We start from the raw sequence: 18,259 nt of genomic DNA on the forward strand, positions 1-18,259 counted from the left end.
TCTATTTGGAATAACGGCGGATGGCTTGCAACAGATCTTCGGCGCCCTGGGCGCGCTGTTCGTCGGTGAGGTCGGGATGCGCCACGTGCTCACGGGTGTGGGCCTCGATGAACTGCTCCATCAACCCGTTGACCGCCCCGCGAATCGCCGCCACCAGGTGCAAGGTCTTGGCGCAATCGGCATCGCCTTCCAGCGCTTTCTCCACCGCCTGCACCTGCCCGGCAATCCGCCGCACGCGGTTGAGCAACTCGTCTTTGTGTTCGTGAATGTGCGACATACCTATACCCCCTACCCCTATATGGCGCGCATAGTCGCCGATGGCTTGGGCAATCGCAAGTTCGGTGAGCCTTCAAGGGATGAACGGGATGCGGAAAGCGATTTCACTCCCCCTGTGGGAGTGAGCCTGCTCGCGAAAGCGGTGGACCTGCTAGTTGCACGGCAGTCGAAATCCGGATCCGATCCGGATCGATGGATCTTGGGGTCGCTTCGCAACCCAGCGGGAGCAAGCTACCTCGCCACAAGGAAAACGGCGCAAAGGAGAATTTCACATGACCAATAAAACAGATGCCCACGTCGTCGTCGCATAAGTCGCCATGGGCCTCAATGAGCGGGATCGGCACCGGGCGCAGAACGCGATGGCAATGGTGACCTGAGTAACCGTGACGAGGGGGATCGCCAAGCGATACCTCAAGAAGGCCTGCTGCGCAGTCCATCGGGGATAAATCCCCTCGCCACAGGTTACATGGAAATTGATTGATCGGCGGTTGCCCGCCTCAATCCTCCCGCGTCAAAACCTCCAGCAACTCAATCTCAAACACCAGATTCGAATTCGGCGGGATCTTGCCCATCGTTCGTTCGCCGTACCCCAGATGCGCCGGCACCAGCAGTTTGCGCTTGCCGCCCACTTGCATGCCCATCAGCCCCTGATCCCAGCCCTTGATCACCCGCCCCGTGCCAATCACGCACTGGAAAGGTTTGCCTCGGCTGTGGGAAGAATCGAACTCGCTACCGTCTTCCAGCCAGCCGGTGTAATGGGTGGTGATCAGTGCACCTTTGACGGCAGCCTTGCCCTCGCCCACCTGGAGATCGATTACCTGCAGTTCATCATTCATGCCATTCACTCTATTGTTCAGCTGGCCGCCGTTTTCCCAGAAATGGCGGCTGTTCGCAACTCATTAACGAAGATTGGCGCTGTATCCGAAGTGACTGCCAACCCATTAAGATAGCCAACCGCCATTACTTCACGGATCGATTGTTCATGCTGGCAGTTCCCGAATGACTGACCTCTGGATCAGCCTTGCCCTTGGCGTTGTCATGCTTGGATTGATCGTCGTCCTGATCTGGCGCGAGCGCGGCTTGCGCAAGCAACTGGACGAATACCGCGAGCTGCTGACCCGCGCCGCCGAACGCCAGAACATCCACCAGGACGGTGACGCCGAGCGTTTCAAACGCAGCCAGTACTTTGCCCGCATCGGCACTTGGGATTGGGAAGTCGACACCGACCGGCTGTATTGGTCGGACGCGATCTACGGCATGTTCGGGTTCAAGATCGGCGAAATCACCCCGTCTTATGCGCTGTTCTGCGCCTGTGTGCACCCGGACGACCGCGTCAGAGTGCGCGAGGGTGAATTGCGTTGTCTGGAGACCGGTGAAAACCATGACGAGGAATACCGCGTGGTCTGGCCCGACGGTACGATTCGCTGGCTGCGGGAAACCGGCAATGTGGTGCGCAACGACCACGATGCGGTGATCAAGATGATGGGTGTGGTGCGCGACATCACTGAGGAAAAAGCCTCGGCCAGTTACCTTCAGCACCTCGCCCACTTCGACCCGTTGACCGGTCTGCCCAATCGCCTGGTGCTTGAAGAGCGTTTATCCGAAGCACTGGAACAGGCGCGCCACAGCCTGACCCGCGTGGCACTGGTGTTTATCGATCTCAATGGTTTCAAGGCGATCAACGACCATTACGGTCACGCCGCCGGCGACCGCGTGCTGATCACCACTGCGACGCGTCTGAAACGCATCCTGCGCGCCACCGACACCGTCGCACGGATTGGCGGCGACGAATTCGTGGTGATCCTGCAAGGCCTGGCCCCGAGCCTCAACCTGCAGGACGAAGCCCGCAGCATCTGTCAGAAGATTTTCATCGAACTGTCGCCGCCGATCAGCATCGGCAACGACCAGCGCCACATCGGCACCAGCCTTGGCGTCGCGGTATTTCCCGACCATGCGCCGACCATGGACCGACTGCTGCACATTGCCGACCTGGCGATGTATGAGGCCAAGCGCAGTGGGAACAATCAGTATCGATTGGGGGGCGAGAGCCCTGCGCGGCTGCACGCCCAGGGCCTTTGAGTCCGGGAGTTTAACGCTCGACAGGCTGCATCTCGACAATGGTGCCGTTGGTGATCATGACCATCACGTACTTGTCGTTGATCTGCACCCACTGCGCCTGGTCGACCGGTGCTTTCAAGCCTTTCTGTTTCCAGTTTTTCAATGCCTTGTCGCTGCGCTGATAAATGTCTGGAGCGCGGTCGTTGACCTTCAATTCACGGTCGCTGGTCGGCGACTGGACGGTGGGTTCGCTTGAGGTTTGCGCCGCTTGAACAAGTGGGCTGATCCCGGCAATGCCGGCGACGAGGGCCAGGCTGGCGATTAGGGTTTTGCTGTTCATCGGTGAACCTCCTTCAGATGTGTGATACCTGAACTCCGACTGCGGAGGACTGGAATCATTCCTTGTTTTTTGCGTGGACTGGCCGGGGATTGTAGTTGTCCGTGAGGCCGCTATCGCTGGCGTCGGCACATTCAGCCTCTTCATTACCTGACACACCGCTTTCGCGAGCATGCTCGCTCCCACACGTAGTGGTGTTTCAGGGGATTGATCCGCTTTGCACATCAATCCATGCCAACAATGCAATTAACATCCTGTTACAGCTGCGCGACCATCCGCCGCAATAACAACCGTGCGCCGCTTCCACGTCGCGCACGTCATAAAAGCGGTGGAGATTTTTTCTATGACAGCCTCAATCCCACACGGCGGCTCGCGGGCCGGCGCCATTTTCCGGGTAACCTCGGGCAACTTCCTCGAACAGTTCGACTTCTTTCTGTTCGGCTTCTACGCCACGCAGATCGCGGCGGTGTTCTTCCCGGCGAGCAGTGAGTTCGCTTCCCTGATGATGACCTTTGCCGTATTCGGCGCAGGCTTTCTGATGCGTCCGCTGGGTGCCATTGTGCTTGGCGCCTATATCGACGACGTCGGTCGTCGCAAGGGGCTGATCGTTACGCTGTCGATCATGGCCAGCGGCACGATCCTGATTGTGCTGGTGCCCGGATACGAGAGCATCGGCCTGTTTGCGCCGGCGCTGGTGCTGATCGGACGGCTGTTGCAAGGCTTCTCCGCCGGTGCGGAACTGGGTGGTGTTTCGGTGTATCTGTCCGAAATCGCCACACCGGGCCGCAAAGGTTTTTTCACCGCCTGGCAGTCGGCCAGTCAACAGGTGGCGATCATCGTCGCGGCGGCGCTGGGCTACGCGTTGAACGCGTGGATGGCGCCGAGCGTGGTGGCCGATTGGGGCTGGCGGATTCCGTTTTTCGTCGGCTGCCTGATCGTGCCGTTCATCTTCCTGCTGCGCCGTAACCTGGCGGAAACCGAAGAATTCGCCGCACGCAAACACCGCCCGAGCATGAAGGAAGTGTTCCGCACCCTCGGCCAGAACTGGGGCGTGGTGCTCGGCGGCATGCTGATGGTCGCGCTGACCACCACCGCGTTCTACCTGATCACCGTGTACGCGCCGACCTTCGGCAAAACCGTGCTGCACCTGAGCACCTCCGATGCGTTGCTGGTGACCTTGCTGGTGGGCGTGTCTAACTTCTTCTGGCTGCCGATTGGCGGCATGTTGTCCGACCGCATCGGCCGGCGTCCGGTGTTGATTGCGATGTCGCTGCTGGCGCTGGCCAGCACCTACCCGGCGCTGTCGTACTTGGTGCAGGCGCCGAGTTTCAGTCACATGTTGCTGTCGCTGTTGTGGCTGTCGTTCATCTACGGCATGTACAACGGCGCAATGATTCCGGCGCTGACCGAGATCATGCCGGTGGAAGTGCGGGTGGCCGGCTTCTCCCTCGCCTACAGTCTGGCGACCGCGATTTTCGGTGGTTTCACCCCGGCGATGTCGACCTTCCTGATCCAGTACACCGGCGACAAGGCCGCGCCGGGTTACTGGATGAGCGTCGGCGCACTGTGCGCGTTGGGCGCCACGTTGTACCTCTATCGCCGCGCAGGCGGCCGTCTGCAACCGGTTGCCGCATAAGGAGCAACACCTTGAAAAAACTGATCAATTTCAGCGCCATCGCCCTCTTCGCGTTCAGCGCACTGGCCCATGCTGAACAGCTGAACGTGATGACGTCGGGCGGCTTCACCGCCGCCTACAAAATCCTCGGCCCGAAATTCGCGGCGGCCACCGGCAACACCCTCGACACCCAGCTCGGCCCGTCGATGGGCAAGGCGCCGGAAGCGATCCCCAACCGCCTCGCCCGTGGCGAACACGCCGACGTGGTGATCATGGTCGGCTATGCCCTTGATGATCTGATCAAACAAGGCAAGGTCGACCCGGCCTCGCGGGTCGAACTGGCGGATTCGCGGATCGGTCTGGTAGTGCGTGAGGGCGCGCCGAAGCCGAACATCAGCAGCGTCGAAAGCCTGAAGAAAACCCTGCTCGACGCAACATCGGTGGCCTACTCCGACAGTGCCAGCGGCGTGTACATCGAGAAGGAGTTGTTCAACAAACTCGGTATCGAGGAGCAGCTGAAACCGAAAGCGAAGATGGTCCCGAAAGTCCCGGTCGGTTCAGTGGTTGCCACCGGCGATTATCAACTGGGCTTCCAGCAGGTCAGCGAATTGCTGCCGGTGCCGGGGGTAAGTTTTGTCGGCAAGATTCCGGAATCGGTGCAGTCGGTGACGCGTTTTGCCGCCGGCATCCCGGTCGGTGCGCAGCATCCAAAAGAGGCCAAGGCCCTGCTCGACTACCTCGCCGCGCCTGCCGCTCAGGCTGACGTACAGGCCACCGGGCTGGATTCGGTCAAGCGCTGAGCGTCGGCGGCTGGACTTTCATTTCCACCACCAGCCGTTCCAGCTCCAGTGCTGCCGGGGTCAACGTGCGACCCCGGCGCTTGATGATGCCGACACTGCGCATCACTTCCGGATCGGTCAGCGGCACCCGGGTCAGGATCGGATGATCCGGCCCGGGCATCGCCATCAACGGCACCGCCGCCACGCCAAGCCCCGCTTCCACCAGACCAATCATCGTCGTCACATGCCGCGTCTCGCAGATGCTCTGGCGTTGCGGCACCACTCGGCTCAAGGCCTGATCGAGCAGAAACCGGTTGCCGGACGTCTTGTCCAGCGAGATGTAATCCTGCTGATAGAACTCGTCCCAACTCACGCTGCTGCGCCCGGCCAACGGATGATCACGGCGACAGGCGACAACGTAGCACTCCTGCACAAGCGGTTCGAAATCGACTTTGGCATCCTGTGTGCCGATGAAGCTCAAACCGAAATCCGCCTCGCCATTGACCACCGCACTGAGCACGTCGTGGGCGCTGGAATCGAGGACTTTGACCTTGATGCGCGGGAATTGCCGGTGATAACGGGCGACCACGCGCGGCATGAAGTAGTACGCCGCCGACGGCACGCAGGCCACGGTGACGTGGCCCATTCGCGTCGAAGCGACTTCGCTGATGCCCAACAACGCCACATCCAGATCATCCAGCAAACGCTCGACGCTGGGCATGAAGCCGCGCCCGGCCTGAGTCAGGCTGACTTTGCGCGTGGTGCGTTCAAAAAGCTTTACTCCGAGGGCGTCCTCAAGCTTTTCGATGCGACGGCTCAAGGCCGGTTGTGACAGGCGCACGGTGTCGGCGGCCTTGCGGAAGCTGCCCTGTTCGACCACGGCGCGAAAGGCTTGCAGGTCGTTGAGATCGAAGTTGATGGCCATGGCGGACTCGGAAAGACTGATTCGCGAAGGCTATCAATGTAACTATTTGATGCAAATTATTACAGACTTACACTGAACCCTGTAGGAGCTGCCGCAGGCTGCGATCTTTTGATCTCCGGAATCAAGATCAAAAGATCGCAGCTTGCGGCAGCTCCTGCAGCGGATCTTCGATGGATCTTGAATCGTTTCAGCCTTTATCCTTGTCACCCCCGCCGTACCGCTGTCAGGAGTCAACCCATGCCCCATGAAGGCAACCTGTTACAAGCCGCTGTCGTGTTTCTGTTCGCCGCAGTGCTCACCGTGCCCTTGGCCAAACGTCTGCAACTGGGCGCGGTGCTCGGTTATCTGTTGGCGGGGGTGATCATTGGCCCGTCGGTGCTCGGTCTGATCGGTAATCCGCAAAGTGTCGCGCATATTTCCGAACTGGGCGTGGTGCTGCTGTTGTTCATCATCGGCCTGGAACTGTCGCCGCGGCGCTTGTGGGTGATGCGCAAATCGGTGTTTGGCGTGGGCCTGGCGCAGGTGCTGCTGACAGCGGCAGTAATCGGCGTGCTGGCGTTGTATGTGTTCGGTCAGCCGCTGAACAGTGCAATTGTGCTCGGCCTTGGCCTGGCGCTGTCGTCCACCGCATTCGGCCTGCAGAGCCTGGCCGAGCGCAAGGAACTCACCAGCCCGCACGGGCGGCTGGCGTTTGCGATTCTGCTGTTTCAGGACATCGCCGCGATCCCGTTGATCGCGCTGGTGCCGATGCTCGCCGGCAGCGCGCATGCCACCAGCAACGCGGAAAGCCTGAATCACGGTTTGCAAGTACTCGGCGGAATCGCCGTGGTGGTGGTCGGCGGGCGTTATCTGTTGCGTCCGGTGTTCCGCGTGGTGGCGAAAACCGGTCTGCCGGAAGTGTCTACCGCCACCGCATTGCTGGTGGTGATCGGCACGGCGTGGCTGATGGATCTGGTCGGCGTGTCGATGGCCCTCGGGGCTTTCCTCGCCGGCCTGTTGCTGGCGGACTCCGAATATCGGCATGAACTGGAAGCGCAGATCGAGCCGTTCAAGGGCTTGCTGCTCGGGCTGTTTTTCATCAGCGTCGGCATGGGCGCCAACCTGAGTCTGCTGCTGAGTGCGCCGATCACCGTGCTGGGCCTGACGCTGCTGCTGATCGGCTTGAAGTTGCCGCTGCTGTTTGTGGTCGGGCGTCTGGCCGGTGGGCTGACCAAGGTCAGTGCAATTCGCTTGGGCATCGTACTCGCCGCCGGCGGTGAATTTGCCTTTGTGGTGTTCAAGATCGGGCGCGATCAGGGCCTGTTCGAACCGCGCCTGTATGACCTGCTGGTGCTGACCATCACCTTGTCGATGGCCTTGACGCCGTTGCTGCTGCTGATCTGCGCACGGCTGGTCAGCCCGAAAGTGCAGCCGGTGGAAGTACCGGAGAAATTCCGCGAAATCGATACCGAGGCACCGCGCGTGGTGATCGCCGGCATGGGCCGGATGGGCCAGATCGTGGCGCGGATTCTGCGAGCGCAGAACATCAAGTTCGTCGCCCTCGACACTTCGGTGGAAACCATCGAACTGTCGCGCAGTTTTGGCGGCGTACCGGTGTTCTATGGCGACCCGATGCGCCCGGAAATCCTCAATGCGGCAAAGGTTGGCGAGGCGGAATACTTCGTGATTGCCACGGACGATCCGGAGACCAACATCAAGACCGCCGAGATCGTGCGCAAGCTGTATCCGCACATGAAGATCATCGCCCGCGCACGTAACCGTCAGCACGTGCACCGCCTGGTGGATGTCGGCGCCGAGCCGATTCGTGAGACCTATTACTCCAGTCTGGAAATGAGCCGCCGTACCCTGGTCGGCCTGGGTTTGACCCAGGCTCAGGCCGATGCGCGGATCAAGCGCTTCAAGCACCACGACGAGCAGGTGCTGGAGGCGCAGCACGCCGTTTACGACGACGCGGCCAAAGTCCTGCAGACCGCTCAGGAAGCCCGCGCGGAACTGGCGCGGCTGTTCGAATCGGATCAACTGGAAGAGGAAGCGCGCAAGGCCTGACGTCCTTGCACAGATCCAAACTTCAGGCCGACAGCACCGACGCCTTCGCGGGCAAGCCCGCTCCCACAGGTTTTGTGAACGACCGAAAACCCTGTGGGAGCTGCCGCAGGGGATTGGATCAGGCCAGCTCTAATTCCCGTTCTTGCTTGACCGGCGCCACCTCAAACCGATCCGCGAGGAACGGTGTGATATCCAGCGGCAGTGCTTCCTGGTTGACCAGTTTATCCAGCAGCACCCCGGTAATCGCCGAGGTCAGGATGCCGGTGCGGAAGTGTCCGCAGGCATTCAGATACCCTTCCACCCCACGCATCGGCCCGAGGATCGGCAGCTCATCCGGCGACCCCGGACGCAATCCGGCCCAGGTGCGCTTGAGGTTGACGTCCTTGAGTTCCGGCAGGCAGCGCACCGCGCCCTGCACCAGTCCGGCGATTTCCGGGTAGGTGGTGGTGACGTCGAAGCCTTTGTCTTCGGTGGTGCTGCCGATCAGGATCTCGCCATTGTCCTTCTGCGCCACATAGCAGTCGCTGGTGGTCAGGCAGCCGTTGAGGATCTTCGGCATGCGTTCGGTCAGCAGGATCTGGCCCTTGACCGGCTTCACCGGAATCCGCACACCGGTGGCCCATTCGCTCAAATCCGCCGCCCAGGCGCCGCCGGCGTTGATCAGCGTCTTGCAGTGGAACACGCCCTCTTCGGCCGTCTGCACGCCGGTCACGCGGCTGCCGTGGTGCAACACGCCAGTGACGTTGGTATTGACGAAGATGTCGACGCCGTTCTGCCGCGCACCTTCCATGTAGGCATCGGCGAGACGGAACGGGCTGACCTGGTGGTCGCAGAGAAATTCCAGTGCCCCACGAGCCTCATGGCTGACGCTCGGCTCGGCTTCGCGCAGCGCAGCCTGATCGAGCCAGCGCACCTGATCGGCCAGATGCGGAATGCAGCTGACAATGTGCTCGGCGTAGAGCCGGTCTTCGTCGTCATAAATGACGAACTTCAGCCCGGTCTTTTCAAACTTGAAATCCATCCCGTGCTTGTCCTTCAACTCGCGATGCAACGCCGGGTACAGCGCGTTGGACTGCAAGGCGAAATCGAAGAACGACTCCGGCAGGATATGCGGCGTGCTGGCGTCCACCGCGACGGCCGCGCCCTGGGTTTCGCGTTTGCGGTTGGCCGACATCATCCGGAAGAAAATCACCCCGCACCCCAGCCCCACCGACTCGCCGATGGCCCACAAGCCGCCGGCCGAAGCGCGGGTTGCGTTGCCCGGGCGTTTGGCGTCGATCAACGCCACCTTGAGGTTCTCGCGCTTGGACAATTGATAGGCGCAGGACGCCCCGATCACGCCGCCGCCGGCAATGATCACGTCATAGAACTTACTCATGGGAAACGGCCTCCGTGCCGCCGGACTGGAACGCGGAAAAAGGAATCGGATCGATCGGGAAACGCGGGCGCAACCAGCCAACGTCCTTGCGCCCGGTCGCCTGGCGCAGGCGATCGCTGCAGTAGCCGACGCACATCCGGCCCTGACAATCGCCCATGCTGACGCGGGTGCGCATCTTCAGGCTGGCGATGTCCTGCACACCTTGCTCCAACGCCAGATCAATGTCCGCGCGGGTTGCATGTTCACAGCGGCAGATCACCGTATCGGCAGCCGGCAAGGCGGTCTGGCCGACACCGCGTTCGGTGTAGCGATCAACAGCCGCACGGAAGCGCACGATGGATTTGAGTTTGCCCAAGTAACGGTCGCGGCGTACCCGTGCCAGATCCTCTTCGATAATCCCGCGTTGCAGCAGGATCGAGGTGGCAGCGATTCTGCCGGCGAGCATCGCCGCTTCACCGCCGCGAATGCCGCCCATGTCACCGGCCAGGTGCACATGCGGCTCGTTGCTTTGTTGCCAGCTGTTGGCATTGGCGCGCAGGTAACCGTCGTCGCTGAAACCGTGATCGAGGCCCATTTGCTGACTGAGCTGGGTGCGCGGGATAAAACCGTAACCGACCGCCAGGGTCTGGGCTTCGAAGCGCTCGATGCGTGTCAGGTCCGGCTCCCAGGTGGCCGAGTACGGTGCCACGCTGACGCTTTTCAGCTCGCCGTCGCCGTGAGCTTCGACCACGCCCCAGCCGTAGTTCATCGGGATGCCGTGCAGTTTCAGGTAAGCGAGCATGCTCAAACCATCGAGGAACAGCTGCGGCTTGTTCAGCAACGCCAGGCTTTCGCGGGCGATCTTGCCGAAGGCGCAGGCTTCGTATACGCCCGCGACCTTGACGCCGGACGCGTGCAGCTGCGTTGCCACCAGCGGCAGCAACGGCCCGGTACCGGCGATGACCACCGGCCCCTGCGGCTTGACCACGCCACTTTTGATTTGCAGTTGCAGGCCGCCGAGCATGATCACGCCCGGCAGGGTCCAGCCGGGAAACGGCACGCTGCGTTCGTGACAACCGGCGGCCAGCAGCAATTGCGGATAATCGATCTCATGCAGTTGCTCATCGCCATCCAGCACCACCAGGGCACGGGTGCCTTCGGCGCCAACCACGCGATGATTCAGGCGCACGTCAATCAGCCCGGCCTGTTGCTGAAAATCACCGTGCAGTTTGCTCAGGGCTTCGGAATAACGTGGCCCGAGGTAATCCAGTTGCACGCCGTCACGCAACGGCCCGCGATAGACCACTCCACCGAGGCGCGAAGCCTCTTCGAGCAAGGTGCAGCGCACACCATGGCGCGCCAGTTCGATGGCCGCCGCCATTCCCGCCGGACCACCGCCGACGATCACCGGTTGCAGGCTCATACAACCTCCTGCTCGTTGATGCGGTTGACCCGGGTTTCAATCCGCATTCCGTCGCGCACCACCGTCTGGCAGGCACGGCGCTTGTGCCGACCGTTGATTTTCACCAGGCAGCACTGGCACACGCCCATGCCGCAATAGGCGCCGCTGATCTGGTCATGATCGTTACGTGCGACCTGGCGCACACCGAGGGACTGGATAACGCTGAGGACCGTTTCACCGATGGCCGCGCTAACCGGTTGGCCGTTGATGTGGACAGTCATATCCGCCTGGGTCAGGGGCTGGATATCAAAGGTGCGTTCTAGGCAGTGCATTACGATGTTCATCCGTGAAAAGTTTCAGGGGGAGTTCTACGTCAGCTCCTTGCTGCACTCTGCCTGGCGACCCGTTGTGGTTATTGGTGGGGGCTGCCGGGCTACTCCATGAGCGCAGCAAATTGCGCACCGGAGCACTGTAGTCGATACCGCAACAAGGGCCTGGATCTTTTAAGTTAGGTGATATTTCAAAGGGAAATATTGATCCAGATCGGTGAAATCTCGAGCCGGCTGAAAAACCTTGAGGTGTCAGTGTTTGCCGGTGAGCAGCCCCTGCTCCGCCTCGCACAGCCCCACCACATAATCCCAGACCACCCGCAGCCGCACCGATTTGTGCAGCTCGCGCCGGGTGCTGATCCAGTAACTGCGCTCAATGCGCTCATCCGGCAGCAACAGGCGCAGATCCGGATCCGACGCCGCCATATAGCAGGGCAACACAGCAATCCCCAGGCCCGAGCGCGCCGCTTCCTGCTGGGCGATCACGCTGGTGCTGTGGAATACAACGCGCGGGCTGCGACAGAAACTGTTGAGAAACATCAGTTCCTGGCTGAACAGCAGATCATCCACATAGCCGATCCACGCATGCCGGGCGAGGTCTTCGCGACTCTGTAGCGGCGGTGCCTTGTCGAGGTAGGCCTGACTGGCGTAGAGCGCCAACCGATAGTCGGTGAGTTTGCGCGTGACCAGCATGTCGGCAGCCGGGCGTTCGAGGTGGATGCTGATTTCCGCCTCGCGGTTGAGGATGCTGACGAACCGCGGCACGGCCACCAGCTCCACCTCCAGGCCGGGATAGCGTTCGAACAGGCCGATCATGCGGCTGGCGAGAAACTTGATACCCAGCCCTTCGGTGACGCCGACGCGGATCTTGCCCAGCGGCGCGGTGGATTGGGTGATCTCTTCCTGGGCCAATAGCGCGACGTTTTCCATGGCTTCGGCGTGCTTGAGCAGCGCCTCCCCCGCCGGGGTCATTTCGTAGCCTTGGGCATGCTGGACGAACAGTGCGGTGCCGAGGCTCCGTTCGATGGCCTCAATGTGCCTGGCGACGGTGGCGTGAGTGGTGTTCAGGCGTCGGGCGGCCGTGAGCAGGCGGCCGCTGCGTTGCAACTCCAGAAAAAACCGCAGGTCGTTCCAGTCGAACATGGGGGTGTCCTTGTCAGCCAGGGTCAAGCCAGGCTGTTCGAAAACGCACAGCGGCTGGGTAAAAACTAACATTCTTTTAACGAAAGCTGACAACTAGAGTGTCGGACAATAAAAACAAAAAGCGAGGTCAGGGAATGCAGACTTCCCTTGATGAATACGACTACATCGTGGTCGGTGCTGGACCTGCCGGGTGCCTGCTGGCCAATCGATTGTCGGCAGACAAGCAGCAGCGGGTGTTGCTGCTCGAAGCCGGCGGACGCGACAACTATGCGTGGATTCACATCCCGGTCGGCTATCTGTTCTGCATTGGCAACCCACGCACCGACTGGTGCTTCAAGACCGAAGCCCAACCCGGCCTGCAGGGTCGCAGCCTGAGTTACCCGCGCGGCAAAGTGCTCGGTGGCTGCTCCTCCATCAACGGCATGATCTACATGCGCGGCCAGGCCGGCGACTATGATGGCTGGGCGGCCGAGGGCAATCCGGGCTGGGCCTGGAACGACGTGCTGCCACTGTTCAAACAGAGCGAAAACCACTTTGCCGGCGCCGCTGAATTTCACGGTGCCACGGGTGAATGGCGGGTTGAGCAACAGCGGTTGTCATGGCCGATTCTCAACGCGTTTCGCAGCGCCGCCGAACAGAGCGGCATCGCCAGCATCGACGACTTCAACCAGGGCGACAACGAGGGTTGCGGCTACTTTCAGGTCAACCAGAAGGCCGGGGTGCGCTGGAACGCGGCGAAAGCATTTCTCAAACCGATTCGCGAGCGGGCCAATCTGACGGTGCTGACCGGGGTTGAAGTGGATCGGGTGCTGCTGGAAAACGGCCGTGCTTGCAAAGTCAGCGCGCGTCACGAAGGCCAGGTGAAAAGCTTCAAGGCGCGCAAGGAAATCATCCTCTGCGCCGGTGCCGTCGGTTCCCCGAGCATTCTGCAGCGCTCCGGAATCGGCCCGCGGCCGTTGCTGGAACACCTCGGCATCGGCGTGATTCATGAGCTGCCGGGGGTTGGCGGCAACCTGCAAGATCACCTGCAATTGCGCCTGATCTACAAACTGCAAAACGCCCGCACGTTGAATCAGATCGCCGGCAGCCTGTGGGGCAAGATGGGCATGGGCCTGCGTTATCTGTATGACCGCAGCGGGCCGCTGTCGATGGCGCCGAGTCAGTTGGGCGCGTTTGCCCGCTCCGGGCCGGAGCAGACTTCAGCGAACCTTGAATACCACGTGCAACCGCTGTCGCTGGAGCGCTTTGGCGAGCCGCTGCACGGTTTCCCGGCGTTCACCGCATCGGTCTGTGATCTGCGTCCGCAGAGCCGTGGGCGGATCGACATCCGTTCGACGAATCCTCAGGACGCGCCGCTGATTCAACCCAACTACCTCAGCCATCCCGAAGATTTGCGCGTGGCCGCCGATGCGATCCGCCTGACCCGCCGCATCGTCAGCGCCCCGGCCCTGCAGGCGTTCAAACCGGTGGAGTATCTGCCCGGCGACAGCCTGCAGAGCGAGGCGCAACTGCACGAAGCGGCGGCGCGAATCGGCACGACGATCTTCCACCCCGTCGGCACCTGCCGCATGGGCAATGACGCTGACGCGGTGGTCGATGCACAACTGCGCGTGCATGGCGTGCCCGGCCTGCGCATCGCCGACGCCTCGATCATGCCGCGCATCACCTCGGGCAACACCTGTTCGCCTACGCTGATGATTGCCGAGAAGGCGGCGCAGATGATCCTCAACCCACCGATCAGGACCTGCACACCCACTCCCGAACTGGCCCACACCCTGTAGGAGCTGCCGCAGGCTGCGATCTTTTGCCTTTGGCTTTTACAAGATCAAAAGATCGCAGCCTGCGGCAGCTCCTACAGGGGGCCGTGTAATTCGTTCAAGGCAGCGCGCAACACCAGTGGAACAACAAAAACAATCACTGTGAGGAATACCGATATGTCAGAACACGCTCAGCCGCTGGATGCCGCGAGCGGCGCCAGCACCAGCAATGCCACGCAGAAAGTCATCTTCGCCTCGTCCCTGGGGACGGTGTTCGAGTGGTATGACTTCTTCCTCTACGGCGCCCTGGCGGCGGTGATCAGCAAGCAGTTTTTCGCCGGCGTCAACGACACCACGGCGTTCATCTTCGCGCTGATGGCCTTCGCCGCCGGGTTTATCGTGCGGCCGTTCGGGGCGCTGGTGTTCGGTCGGTTGGGGGACATGATCGGGCGCAAATACACCTTCCTCGCGACCATCGTCCTGATGGGCATCGCCACGTTCTGTGTCGGTCTGCTGCCGAACTACGCCAGCATCGGCATCGCCGCGCCGATCATTCTGGTGGTGCTGCGCATGCTCCAGGGCCTGGCGCTGGGCGGTGAATACGGCGGCGCCGCGACCTACGTGGCGGAGCATGCGCCCATCGGCAAGCGCGGTTTCCACACCAGCTGGATTCAATCCACCGCGACCCTCGGCCTGCTGCTGTCGCTGCTGGTGGTGCTCGGTTGCCGGTACTTCACCGGTGACCAGTTTGAAGTCTGGGGCTGGCGCATTCCGTTTCTGCTGTCGATCGTGCTGCTGGGCATTTCCACCTGGATCCGCCTGAGCCTGCACGAGTCGCCGGCCTACCTGAAAATGAAAGAGCAAGGCAAAGCGTCGAAGGCGCCGATCCGCGAATCGTTCGGCCAATGGGAGAACCTCAAAGTCGTACTGATCGCGCTGTTCAGCATCAATGCCGGGCAAGCGGTGACCTTTTATGCCGCGCAGTTCTACGTGCTGTTCTTCCTGACCCAGTTTCTGAAAATGGACCCGGCCGTTGCCAACAGCCTGCTGATCATCAGCGTGGTCATCGGTGCGCCGTTCTTCATCATTTTCGGCTGGCTGTCGGACAAGGTCGGACGCAAACCGGTGTTGATGCTCGGTTTGCTGCTGGCGACGGCGCTGTACTTCCCGATTTTCAAATCCCTCGCCCACTACGCCAATCCGGCAATCGATCAGGCCAGCCGTCAGGCGCCGATCACTGTACTGGCGGACCCAGCAACCTGCACCTTTCAGTTCGACCCGGTGGGCAAAGCCAAATTCGACAGCCCGTGCGACAAGGTCAAGACCTTCCTGGTCAAGCAAGGCCTGCCCTACACCAGCGCCGCAGCGCCGGCCGGCAGCGGCGTGCAGGTGAGCATCGGCGACGTGAAGATCGACGGCTATGACGAATCGGCCCTGCGCGGCGCCGTCACCCTCGCCGGGTACCCGCAACAGGCCGACCTGCAGCAAATCAACAAACCGATGATCGTGGCACTGATCGTCGCGCTGATCATCATCTCGGCCATGTGCTACGGCCCGCTGGCGGCGCTGATGGTCGAACTGTTCCCGACGCGCATCCGCTACACCTCGATGTCCCTGCCGTATCACATCGGCAACGGCTGGTTCGGCGGCTTCCTGCCAACGGTGTCGTTCGCGCTGGTGGTGTACACCGGGGATATTTTCTATGGGCTGTGGTACCCGGTGCTGATTACCGGGGTGAGCCTGGTGGTGGGAATGATTTGTCTGCGGGAGACGAAGAATATCGATCTGGACAAGAACTGAATCTGAACCTGAACACATGATCCTTGGGTGAAAAAAACCTGTGGCGAGGGGATTTATCCCCGATGGGGTGCGTGCGCCCCCTGTGAAAAATGGGACTACTACGTAGTCCATCGGGGATGAATCCCCTCGCCACAATTGAATCTCCTCAGCCAAGAATCAGGCATCCGCCTTGATCACCTCGAACTTCACCTGGTCCGGATAAAACGCCACATAGTTCTTGATCGCATCGACCGAGATTTTCGGTTTCTCATACGTCCACACCGCATTCGCCGCCTCATGCCCCGGCACCTGCAGGCTGAAGTAATTGGCGTCGCCCTTGTACGGGCAGTAACTGGTGTGGTCGGTGCGGGCGAAGTATTTTTCGTCGATGTCCTCGCGGGGCACGTAGTACACCGGCGGGTAATTGGCCTCATGAAGAACCAGCACATGCGAGGACGCCGCGACCTGGATGCCGTGGAATTTGACCAGCAGGCAACCGGGAAGCTCTTCGAGGGTAATGACGGGGTTGAGGCCGGTGGTGCTCATGGGGGGTTCTCCAGGGACAAATGAACTGTGGCGAGGGAGCTTGTCGAATCGTCGCACCGTCCCGCTGGGCTGCGTAGCAGCCCTGAATCCGGGAATCGGGTGTGTCAGGTATAACGCGATTTCCGAGTTTGCGACGGCTTCGCCGCCGAGCGGGACGGTGCGACGATTCGACAAGCTCCTTCGCCACAGGACGATAGTTGCCCTGAATCGGTGTCAGTCAGGATCAGCTCAAACCACGATATCCGTCGCCAGCGCCTGCCCCACCACACCGACGGCAAAGTCCACCTCACCCTGCCCCGTCAGATCGATCAGCAGCCCGGTCTGACCACTTTGCGCGTAATAAGTCAGGATTGCATCGCCCGCATGGCCGGTGAAACCGCTGACGAAGTTCAGCGTGGCCGCGCCCGTGGCGAAACCAGCGATGCCCGAGAGGTCGATCTTGTCCACGCCGCTTTTGAAATCCATGATCCAGTCCGGCTGGTTGTTGGTCGAGTCACTGGCCGCGCCAAACACAAAGGTGTCCGCACCCTCGCCGCCCCACAGCACATCCGCGCCGCCACCGCCGTAAAGGATGTCGTTGCCGGCTCCGCCGAACAGATGGTTGACGGCCGAGTTACCGATCAGCAGGTCATTGCCGGAACCGCCAACGGCGTTTTCCACGGTCACGCCATAGGCGATCGACACGTTGCCGACCAGTCCGCCGACATCGGAGAACGCGCCTTCATTGAGGTTGATTTTCTGGTTCTGGGTGAAGCCGGAGAAGTTCAGCGTGTCATCGCCGCCACCGTCCCACACCGAGAACACCAGCTTCGACGACGCCGAGGTGGCGCTGTAGTAATCGCGCCCGGTATTGGAGCCGAAACCGTAGGTGGTGTTATCGGCGCGAGTCTCATAGTTGGCGCCGTAGAGTTTTTGCACGGCGACGATATCGTCCAGCAGCGGTGCCGAGGCGTAGGCGCCGCTGCCGTCCTTGCTGAAGTTCTGGTCGGTGTTGGCTTCGCTCCAGTAGCTCATCAGGCTGTAGCCACGGGTGTCTTCGGCATATTTGGCGTCGTTGTAGGTCGGGTTGCCGTTGCCGGCGTTGTAGGCGCCCGGGTGCGACAGGCCGAGGGTATGGCCGATTTCGTGGGTCAGGGTCTGACGCCCGTAGTTGTTGGTGTCCGGGGTCTTGTTGACCTGATACTGGTTGTTGATCAGGTACCACGACTGGCCATCGTAGCTGCCACCGCTCGGCAGGTAAGCGAACGCCGCACCGCCAGTGCTGACGTCGTAGTTGCCGAAGGTCATGTGGCCGTCGCCGCCCTTGCCCTCAGTGAACGTGACCTTGGCCACGTCGGCCCAGGATTGCATGGCCAGTATGGCTTGAGCCTTTTGCTGAGCGCTGAACTGGCTGAAGTTGCCGAGGTTCGGGTTGTAGTTTGCCGGTTTCTCGGTAAGGAAGGTGTAGGTCAGGGAGATTTTGCCGTCGCCGTTCTTGTCGTGCCACGACAGGTTTTTGCGCAGGATTTCGTCAGCCGCCTGGTCGGCAGTGAACGACGGTTTGCCGTTCACCAGGCCGACGCCACGGTCGTACAGGTGGCTGAAGGCGTTCACTTCGTCATAGGCGCTGCTGGTTTTCGCTTTGGCTTGAGCCATGGTGGGACTTCCTTGTTTCAGAGTTGGCAGTACGCGTCGAGCACGGCGATCCACTAGCGAGATCGCCCGGTCACTCGCGTTTCTGAGAAGCCCGGTGAACCTGACACGGGCGTCAACTGCCTTGCCAATCGATTTCTCGATAGCCGCTCGCGACGTCCCGGTAATACCGGTCATTCCCGGCAACGTTTTGATCTGTATATCCATACAGATAAAAGTTGCCCCGAGCGCCAACTGCGGCCATTCTGTGCACCTCCAGTGAACTGATCGACGACGGT

General features: G+C 61.1%; 16 protein-coding genes. 6 read left to right on the forward strand and 10 right to left on the reverse strand.

The window, feature by feature from the left end; all coding sequences use genetic code 11:
- Window position 1: 1 nt before the first annotated feature.
- Both GTQ41_RS15775 and GTQ41_RS15780 read right to left on the reverse strand, forming a co-directional pair.
- On the reverse strand, window positions 2–277 hold the full coding sequence (locus tag GTQ41_RS15775) for a metal/formaldehyde-sensitive transcriptional repressor (RefSeq protein WP_003223990.1): 276 nt from the start codon (window positions 275–277) through the stop codon (window positions 2–4).
- Between the two features lie 496 nt (window positions 278–773).
- On the reverse strand, window positions 774–1,112 hold the full coding sequence (locus tag GTQ41_RS15780; RefSeq protein WP_041073359.1) for an FKBP-type peptidyl-prolyl cis-trans isomerase: 339 nt from the start codon (window positions 1,110–1,112) through the stop codon (window positions 774–776).
- A 163-nt stretch (window positions 1,113–1,275) separates the two neighbouring features.
- Here GTQ41_RS15780 and GTQ41_RS15785 point away from each other — a divergent pair, with 163 nt between their 5' ends.
- Complete coding sequence (locus GTQ41_RS15785) at window positions 1,276–2,355, forward strand: sensor domain-containing diguanylate cyclase (RefSeq protein ID WP_047293579.1); 1,080 nt, start codon at window positions 1,276–1,278, stop codon at window positions 2,353–2,355.
- Between the two features lie 10 nt (window positions 2,356–2,365).
- Here GTQ41_RS15785 and GTQ41_RS15790 read toward each other — a convergent pair whose 3' ends face one another.
- Complete coding sequence (locus tag GTQ41_RS15790) at window positions 2,366–2,674, reverse strand: RcnB family protein (RefSeq protein WP_027613230.1); 309 nt, start codon at window positions 2,672–2,674, stop codon at window positions 2,366–2,368.
- Between the two features lie 340 nt (window positions 2,675–3,014).
- Between GTQ41_RS15790 and GTQ41_RS15795 the strand changes: the two genes are divergently transcribed.
- Window positions 3,015–4,307, forward strand: a complete 1,293-nt coding sequence (locus GTQ41_RS15795) for an MFS transporter (protein WP_047293577.1) — start codon at window positions 3,015–3,017, stop codon at window positions 4,305–4,307.
- Window positions 4,308–4,318: 11 nt separating this feature from the next.
- Entirely contained in the window at window positions 4,319–5,086 is a 768-nt protein-coding gene (locus GTQ41_RS15800; RefSeq protein WP_047293575.1) for a substrate-binding domain-containing protein, read from the forward strand.
- Here the strand turns inward: GTQ41_RS15800 and GTQ41_RS15805 are convergent.
- On the reverse strand, window positions 5,076–5,990 hold the full coding sequence (locus GTQ41_RS15805; RefSeq protein WP_047293573.1) for a LysR family transcriptional regulator: 915 nt from the start codon (window positions 5,988–5,990) through the stop codon (window positions 5,076–5,078). The two genes, GTQ41_RS15800 and GTQ41_RS15805, sit on opposite strands and share 11 nt — an antisense overlap.
- A gap of 237 nt (window positions 5,991–6,227) precedes the next feature.
- Here GTQ41_RS15805 and GTQ41_RS15810 point away from each other — a divergent pair, with 237 nt between their 5' ends.
- Window positions 6,228–8,036 carry a monovalent cation:proton antiporter-2 (CPA2) family protein gene (locus GTQ41_RS15810; protein ID WP_047293571.1) on the forward strand — a complete coding sequence of 603 codons (1,809 nt, stop codon included), beginning with the start codon at window positions 6,228–6,230 and terminating at the stop codon, window positions 8,034–8,036.
- Between the two features lie 118 nt (window positions 8,037–8,154).
- On the opposite strand, the gene hcnC is transcribed toward GTQ41_RS15810, so the two are convergent.
- The 4 genes from hcnC to GTQ41_RS15830 all read right to left on the reverse strand — a co-directional run bounded on the left by hcnC (window position 8,155) and on the right by GTQ41_RS15830 (window position 12,267).
- Window positions 8,155–9,414 (reverse strand): cyanide-forming glycine dehydrogenase subunit HcnC, encoded by a 1,260-nt coding sequence (gene hcnC / locus GTQ41_RS15815; protein ID WP_041073371.1) that lies wholly within the window; start codon window positions 9,412–9,414, stop codon window positions 8,155–8,157.
- The gene (hcnB, locus tag GTQ41_RS15820; protein ID WP_047293569.1) at window positions 9,407–10,816 is read right to left on the reverse strand and encodes a cyanide-forming glycine dehydrogenase subunit HcnB; all 1,410 of its coding nucleotides are present in this window, start codon (window positions 10,814–10,816) and stop codon (window positions 9,407–9,409) included. The genes hcnC and hcnB overlap by 8 nt, the downstream gene beginning before the upstream one ends.
- Window positions 10,813–11,127 (reverse strand): (2Fe-2S)-binding protein, encoded by a 315-nt coding sequence (locus tag GTQ41_RS15825; RefSeq protein WP_047293821.1) that lies wholly within the window; start codon window positions 11,125–11,127, stop codon window positions 10,813–10,815. The genes hcnB and GTQ41_RS15825 overlap by 4 nt, the downstream gene beginning before the upstream one ends.
- Before the next feature lie 249 nt (window positions 11,128–11,376).
- The gene (locus GTQ41_RS15830; protein WP_047293567.1) at window positions 11,377–12,267 is read right to left on the reverse strand and encodes a LysR family transcriptional regulator; all 891 of its coding nucleotides are present in this window, start codon (window positions 12,265–12,267) and stop codon (window positions 11,377–11,379) included.
- 134 nt (window positions 12,268–12,401) lie between these two features.
- Here GTQ41_RS15830 and GTQ41_RS15835 point away from each other — a divergent pair, with 134 nt between their 5' ends.
- Both GTQ41_RS15835 and GTQ41_RS15840 read left to right on the forward strand, forming a co-directional pair.
- Window positions 12,402–14,048 carry a GMC family oxidoreductase gene (locus GTQ41_RS15835; RefSeq protein WP_047293565.1) on the forward strand — a complete coding sequence of 549 codons (1,647 nt, stop codon included), beginning with the start codon at window positions 12,402–12,404 and terminating at the stop codon, window positions 14,046–14,048.
- 153 nt (window positions 14,049–14,201) lie between these two features.
- Window positions 14,202–15,824: an MFS transporter gene (locus GTQ41_RS15840; protein ID WP_047293563.1), complete on the forward strand. Its 1,623-nt coding sequence runs from the start codon at window positions 14,202–14,204 to the stop codon at window positions 15,822–15,824.
- Window positions 15,825–15,980: 156 nt separating this feature from the next.
- Here the strand turns inward: GTQ41_RS15840 and GTQ41_RS15845 are convergent, their stop codons facing one another.
- Entirely contained in the window at window positions 15,981–16,349 is a 369-nt protein-coding gene (locus GTQ41_RS15845; RefSeq protein WP_047293561.1) for a DUF427 domain-containing protein, read from the reverse strand.
- Window positions 16,350–16,577: 228 nt separating this feature from the next.
- Window positions 16,578–17,984 (reverse strand): serralysin family metalloprotease, encoded by a 1,407-nt coding sequence (locus GTQ41_RS15850; protein WP_047293559.1) that lies wholly within the window; start codon window positions 17,982–17,984, stop codon window positions 16,578–16,580.
- Window positions 17,985–18,259 lie beyond the last annotated feature (275 nt).

Origin of the sequence: Pseudomonas sp. AN-B15, from assembly GCF_019056475.1 — a bacterium.
Lineage (GTDB): Bacteria > Pseudomonadota > Gammaproteobacteria > Pseudomonadales > Pseudomonadaceae > Aquipseudomonas > Aquipseudomonas parakoreensis.

What these genes read in the sequence shown, in the direction of transcription:
- GTQ41_RS15775 (WP_003223990.1), bottom strand. Translation starts at nt 277, where the DNA reads ATGTCGCACATTCACGAACACAAAGACGAGTTGCTCAACCGCGTGCGG.
- GTQ41_RS15780 (WP_041073359.1), bottom strand. Translation starts at nt 1,112, where the DNA reads ATGAATGATGAACTGCAGGTAATCGATCTCCAGGTGGGCGAGGGCAAG.
- GTQ41_RS15785 (WP_047293579.1), top strand. Translation starts at nt 1,276, where the DNA reads ATGACTGACCTCTGGATCAGCCTTGCCCTTGGCGTTGTCATGCTTGGA.
- GTQ41_RS15790 (WP_027613230.1), bottom strand. Translation starts at nt 2,674, where the DNA reads ATGAACAGCAAAACCCTAATCGCCAGCCTGGCCCTCGTCGCCGGCATT.
- GTQ41_RS15795 (WP_047293577.1), top strand. Translation starts at nt 3,015, where the DNA reads ATGACAGCCTCAATCCCACACGGCGGCTCGCGGGCCGGCGCCATTTTC.
- GTQ41_RS15805 (WP_047293573.1), bottom strand. Translation starts at nt 5,990, where the DNA reads ATGGCCATCAACTTCGATCTCAACGACCTGCAAGCCTTTCGCGCCGTG.
- GTQ41_RS15810 (WP_047293571.1), top strand. Translation starts at nt 6,228, where the DNA reads ATGCCCCATGAAGGCAACCTGTTACAAGCCGCTGTCGTGTTTCTGTTC.
- hcnC (WP_041073371.1), bottom strand. Translation starts at nt 9,414, where the DNA reads ATGAGTAAGTTCTATGACGTGATCATTGCCGGCGGCGGCGTGATCGGG.
- hcnB (WP_047293569.1), bottom strand. Translation starts at nt 10,816, where the DNA reads ATGAGCCTGCAACCGGTGATCGTCGGCGGTGGTCCGGCGGGAATGGCG.
- GTQ41_RS15825 (WP_047293821.1), bottom strand. Translation starts at nt 11,127, where the DNA reads ATGCACTGCCTAGAACGCACCTTTGATATCCAGCCCCTGACCCAGGCG.
- GTQ41_RS15830 (WP_047293567.1), bottom strand. Translation starts at nt 12,267, where the DNA reads ATGTTCGACTGGAACGACCTGCGGTTTTTTCTGGAGTTGCAACGCAGC.
- GTQ41_RS15835 (WP_047293565.1), top strand. Translation starts at nt 12,402, where the DNA reads ATGCAGACTTCCCTTGATGAATACGACTACATCGTGGTCGGTGCTGGA.
- GTQ41_RS15840 (WP_047293563.1), top strand. Translation starts at nt 14,202, where the DNA reads ATGTCAGAACACGCTCAGCCGCTGGATGCCGCGAGCGGCGCCAGCACC.
- GTQ41_RS15845 (WP_047293561.1), bottom strand. Translation starts at nt 16,349, where the DNA reads ATGAGCACCACCGGCCTCAACCCCGTCATTACCCTCGAAGAGCTTCCC.
- GTQ41_RS15850 (WP_047293559.1), bottom strand. Translation starts at nt 17,984, where the DNA reads ATGGCTCAAGCCAAAGCGAAAACCAGCAGCGCCTATGACGAAGTGAAC.